Below are 6,459 nucleotides of genomic sequence, written 5' to 3' on the forward strand. Positions count from 1 at the left end.
AAACTAGGTTTTGCCGTTTCACTTTCAGTCTCTTCACTGGCTGTAACCTCAGCATTTGTATTTTCTCCACTAGGTGTTTCTCCACTAGTCTCCCCTAATTTTTCTTCATTTGAAGCACCATCTGTGGTTTCACCAGTACTACCACTATTTTCTGTGTTTCCTTCAATTTTAAAACTATTAAAAACAAAACTCATTCTATCAACATTGTAGTTTTTATCTACTTGCACAAATTTAACCTTCATATTTTCTTCTGTTAATTCTATTGTAAAATCCTTTAAAACCTCAGCTTCTATTTTAACTATTTCACCAGAACCGCTTACCCCATTAACTTTCCCTGTAAATGTCATTTGATAATTAGCTCTATTACCATCCTTATCAACTTGTCCACCTGGCTCCATTAAGTTATATTTACTATCTTTAATTAAGCTACCACCTTCAATGGAACTTACCTTTATAAATTCGGGGTTATAAATATAATCCGCTGATAATGTATAAAGATTAGAAACATCCTTTGCCATTATATTTATTGTAATTTTTTCACCTTTTTCAACTTTTCCATCAACAATAAAGCTAACCTGTGGTTCACTAGCTGCAAAAACTGTAGTGCTAAATGCCATACCTAATACTATTAATAAGCCTAAAATCTTCTTCAAAATTTCTCTCCTTTTTTAACTATATATTTTCACTAAGGCATTCTAAACTAAATAACAAACCAAATATTCTTAGATTTTTTCAGATACCTAAGCACATTTTTTAGCTATTAAGACAATATCATATATATCAACAATTCCATCTCTATTTATATCATGCTTATTATATTTTTGTATATTAGATTTTTCATTGTACTTTACAGCCACTTGTGCTAAATCTAAAACATCAATTACTTTATCATTATTTATATCTCCTTTTTCTACAATTCCATTCATAATTTCATAAGGTAAATAAAAACTAAATTCAGCTCCCATTGATAGTTTTATATCAACAATTTCACCAGCACCTAAACTTATAGAACCAGAAGAATTTTTCACTTCCGCGGTACTAGTTCCATCACTACTATACATATCAAAATTATATCTTCCCCCATAATGATTTGCATTACTGAATATTTGCGTTCTTGTATTTAAATTATTCTTAAATATAAATGATTTTCCTGGTTTAATATTAAGCACATAAAACACTGGTTCTTTTACTTCCTTATACATATCTTTATACTCATAAGGTATATATACTTTAATATTATTTCCATTCGATAAATTTATTCTCATTTTATCTCCAGAATTTAAATCTATTGAACCATAGTTATTATTATAACCACTATATCTTTCTCCACTTTTATTATACTTTATTATGTCATATCTATTTTCACTACTAGAATTATTCGCACTTGTTATTAATTCAATTTCTTTACTATAACTATTATTAAACTCATAATTTTTTCCTTTTTCTATTGTTAACTCATGAAACACAGGTTCCTTTACTTCTTTATACATATCTTTATACTCATATGGAACATATAATTTAATATGCTCTCCTATTGCTATATTGATCCTAATTTTTTCTCCAACATTAACCCCTATATCTCTATATTCATTCTTAAAATTACTCTTTATATTTCCACTTGAATCGAACTTAAGCAAGTCATATTTACCTTCATTATTAGAACTACCCGCACTTGTTAATACTTCTATATTTTTATTAGAACTATTGTTAAACTCATAATTTTTTCCTTTTTCCATTGTTAACTCATGAAATGCAGGTTCTTTTACTTCCTTATACATATCTTTATACTCATATGGAATATATACTTTAATATTGTTCCCTATTGATACATTAATTCTAATCTTATCTCCAGAATTCAAATCTATAGCTTTATATTCATTCTTATTATTACTATATATATCTCCACTTGAATTATACTTAACCATGTCATATTTATTTCCATCACTAGAACTATCTATACTTGTTAGTAATTGCATTTTTTCACCAAAACTATTCTTAAATTCATAATTCTTTCCCTTTTCCATTGCTAACTTATAAAATGCAGGTTCTTTTACTTCCTTATACATATCTTTATACTCATACGGAATATCTACTTCAATACTGTCCCCTATTGCTATATTCATCCTAATTTTGTCTCCAGCATTCAAATCTATATCTTTATATTCATTTTTATTATTACTATATATATCGCCACTTGAATTATACTTAACCATGTCATATTTATTTCCATTTGTATACAAACTAGCTGTTGTTAATACTTTTATTTTCTTATTAGAACTATTATAAATTTCACAATTTTTTTCATTTTTTATTATTGCCTTATAAAAGACAGGTTCTTTTACTTCCTTATACATGTCTTTATACTCATATGGAATATATAATTCAACACTATTCCCTTTTGATAAATTCACCCTCATGCTATGTCCAACATTAAGATTTACTTCTCCATATTTATCATTTTCAACACTATATATATCCCCATTGCTATTATACTGTATTACGTCATATCTATCTTTATTATTACTAAGATTACTAGCTGTTGTTATTAATTGTATTTTCTTCTCAAAACTATTCTTAAACTCATAACTCTTTCCGCTTTCCATTGTTACCTTATGAAATGCAGATTCTTTTACTTCCTTATACATATCTTTATACTCATAAGGAATATATAATTCAACGCTATTTCCTTTTGATAAATTCACCCTCATCTTATCTCCGACATTAAGATTTATTTCTCCATATTTATCATTTTCAGCACTATATATATCCCCATTGCTATCATACTGTATTACGTCATATCTATCTTTATTATTACTAAGATTACTAGCTGTTGTTAATAATTGTATTTTTTTATCATAACTATTCTTAAACTCATAACTCTTTCCATTTTCCATTGTTACCTTATGAAATGCAGATTCTTTTACTTCCTTATACATATCCTTATACTCATATGGAATATATACTTCAACGATATTACCTCTTGATAAATTTATTCTCATTTTATGTCCAACATTAAGCTTTACTTCTCCATATTTATCATTTTCAGCACTATATATATCCCCATTAGTATTATACTGTATCATGTCATATCTATCTTTATTATTACCAAGATTACTAGCTGTTGTTAATAATTGCATTATTTTATTAGAGCTATTATAAAACTCATAATTCTTTCCATTTTCCATTGTTAACTTATTAAATACAGGTCCACTTATTTCACTTGTACTTCCCTTAAGTTCATTAGGAATATATAGCTTCACTTCATTTTTACTTCTCGAACTTATTTTAACACGAGTACCTTTAGCTAAATCAATTCCTCCATACCTTCCTACTCTAGAATATCTTATACTCCCATCCCAATTGTGAGATATTATATTATATTCACCATCAATCCTCTTTGATGTATTTGTTATATTAAAGTTTTTTTCTGTATTATTTACTATTTCATAACTTGAATCTACTGATAAAGATACTTCAAAAGTATTTGCAGGAACCGCCGGAGCCAACATAGCAGCTTGTACCCTACTTTCTTCCTTAACTATAATATCTACTGCTTCTTTTATATCAGCCTTTTCAGTGATATCATTAACTATATTTTTATTTTCTATACCTTTATCTTCAATTTTTTTATTTTCTATATCCTTATTCTCTATATCCTTATTTTCTATATCCTTATTTTCCACTTCTTTATTTTCCATATTTTCATTTTCATACCCGCTTGCACTTATAGCTCCTTGCCCTAAACATAAGCTTGTAGTAAAAATTATACAAAAAATAAATGACATAAACTTCTTCATATTTACCCTCCATTTTAATTATCAGCTAAAATATTATTTTGTTATTATCAATTGTAAATTCCACATATTTTACTTTAATTCCTTAATAACTTTTTTTAATATAATTATACAATCAATCCATAATATCACTTTATAAGTATAATATTAGTAGTTTCCAAAGTCAATTAAGCAAATAATCGAACTTTTAATAGGGAATCATTGTAATAATATAAAAAATACCCTAGAATAATATATATTTATTCTAGGGTGCTAATTTTTTTAGATACCTTAATTAATAGATTTTGCTATTTGCACTATATCAAAAATATCTATAATTCCATCTTTGTTTAAATCTAAAAGCTTATTTATTCCGGGTTTATCTATAGTACTATTATATTCTATTGCAACCATAGCTAAATCAACAATATCTACTACACTATCATAATTAAAATCTTTACTTATATTTAAATCTATATTCTCTATTCCATTACTAGTTTTAATAAACAATGTAGTATCCTTTAAATATAGTGAATATAAATATCCACTATATTTATATGTAGTATCAATTAATCCATTTTTAGTATTATAACTTTTAATAACATTATCATCATCAAAGTTTAATATGTTATTATATGCTACTAACTCACCATGTCCATTTCCCATGGCTTGCAAAACGCTTACTTTATTTTCACCAACAAGATTAGTTGAATCTATTGAATCTTTAGTATTATCTCTTAAATATAATTTATCATTTATTCTACACATTTGGTGTTCTCTTAAAAATGCAAATGCTTCTCCATTACAAATAGGGTATTTCTCAAGAACCCATGTATGATCCTCTGCCATTTTTTTATTTGATAAATTAAAGTATTTATATCTTATTTTGTTCCCCTCTGGCACTGGGTCATCCCAAGTTATATCTAGATTATAATACTGTCCATTTATTTTCACATAATTCCATGCATGGTTCATAGTACTACTTGTTATTATTCCAGATTCTATTCCTACTTCATTAAATAATAACTTTGCAGCTTTAGAATATCCATCGCATACAGCTTGTCCATTAATTAAAGCTCCATAAGATGTATGAGATATATCTGGTATTGTATTATTTAGATAATTATCGTAATCATAACTTGTATTATTTAATATGTAATCATATATTATGTATTCTTTTTTAAGTTCATCATCTATTCCGTTTAAATATCTTTCCTTTATCAAATTAACTTTCAAATTTAATTTTTCTTTCATATTTAATATTTCATTTTTCTCATATTCATATTTTAATGATAAAGTACATTTAGTTAGTTTGCCTGTAGATTGATTATAAGCATAACTCATACTTATACCAAGTGGTGTATAAAATATCTCTGATTTTTCAGCTAATACACCAAAATATAAATCATATATATTTTGATAATCTTGATAATTAACTTCTGTGCAATATAAAGATAAATCTATAGATGAATTTATATTAGTTAACCCTTGGTATATGGCTAACTTTATTTTTTCTGAAGTAGTATCATTTATAGATGCCTGTCTAGTTATTTCTCTATATTCAGATTCCGGTGTAATTATTTGTGCATTTTCAATAGTCTCTATAGTTATTTCTTCATTTTCCTTATCTCTATAGTATTCCTCTCTAGTCATTGTAGATTCATAAATTACTGAACTGTCACTAACCCCTTGTTGCAATTCATTGTTTACCGTTGCAAATACAACCTTATAGTCTATTGGAACTAACATTATAATAAATATAATAGACAATATCTTTACAATCCTTTTTTTCACTTCTTCAGCCCCTTAATTTTCATCAAATTTTGCATATAAAAATATTACTTATACAACTCTATCCTATCATTATTATAGAATAGTATTCTCTATTACTTTCGTCTATTTTATATCATCCTTTAATTAATTTATTTTATTTTTTTAGCTACTAATACTATATCAAATATATCTAATTTACTTTAATGGCAAAACCGTGTATTATTATTACATATGGAATATAATAATACATTTTATTATTAAAATAGGGGGATAAATATGAAATTAAACATTAAACTCAAATTAAAAACACTTTTTATTATATTATGCTTTTCAATGCTTTTTCAATTATTAGGGACAAGCTTTGTAATTACTAATGCAGCTACTACTACACCTGCTAAAGTCTCATATACAATAAACGGTGAAGCTAAAATTGGTAATACAATAGATATTGCTGTTAACATTTCAAACATAACTAATTTTTATGGTGGATCAGTAGACTTTGCTTACGATACATCATTATTAGAAGTTCAAAGCATTACTAAAGGTGACATCTTTGGTACAAATAAAGTTAGTGAACCAGTAAAAGGTGTATCTACTGGATTAGCCAGTATTGGACTTACATTAACTGGTGCAAACGCTGGTGTATCAACTAATGGAACACTAGCTATAATAAAAGCTAAGGTGTTAAAAGAAGGTACAATAAATATAAAAACTACACCATTAAATGTACTAATATCACCAATCGCATTTAATAGTAGAGTTAAACTTTCAGATAATAATGGGAATTTTATTACATATATTGGTGAAGATAAGGTTATTACATTAATAAATACTATCCCTGAACCACTTCCAGTTTTAACTGCTGGTGTTTATGAAAATAATGATTCTAAATTAAGCTATACTCCTAATTGGA

4 protein-coding genes are annotated in these 6,459 nt (G+C 26.4%); 1 reads left to right on the forward strand and 3 read right to left on the reverse strand.

Annotated elements, in window-relative coordinates; all coding sequences use genetic code 11:
* From BLS77_RS18940 to BLS77_RS18950, 3 genes are all read right to left on the reverse strand, one after another.
* Window positions 1–653, reverse strand: a 653-nt coding sequence (locus BLS77_RS18940) for a cohesin domain-containing protein (RefSeq protein ID WP_242874033.1), incomplete at its 3' end; no start/stop codon positions are given.
* Window positions 654–740: 87 nt separating this feature from the next.
* Window positions 741–3,797, reverse strand: coding sequence for a dockerin type I domain-containing protein (locus BLS77_RS18945; protein WP_089973673.1), 3,057 nt, complete (start codon window positions 3,795–3,797; stop codon window positions 741–743).
* 267 nt (window positions 3,798–4,064) lie between these two features.
* Window positions 4,065–5,567 (reverse strand): transglutaminase domain-containing protein, encoded by a 1,503-nt coding sequence (locus BLS77_RS18950; RefSeq protein WP_089973684.1) that lies wholly within the window; start codon window positions 5,565–5,567, stop codon window positions 4,065–4,067.
* Between the two features lie 255 nt (window positions 5,568–5,822).
* Here BLS77_RS18950 and BLS77_RS18955 point away from each other — a divergent pair.
* On the forward strand, window positions 5,823–6,459 hold a 637-nt coding region (locus tag BLS77_RS18955), incomplete at its 3' end, for a cohesin domain-containing protein (RefSeq protein ID WP_242874034.1).

It is taken from the genome of Clostridium gasigenes, from assembly GCF_900104115.1.
Classification (GTDB): domain Bacteria; phylum Bacillota; class Clostridia; order Clostridiales; family Clostridiaceae; genus Clostridium; species Clostridium gasigenes.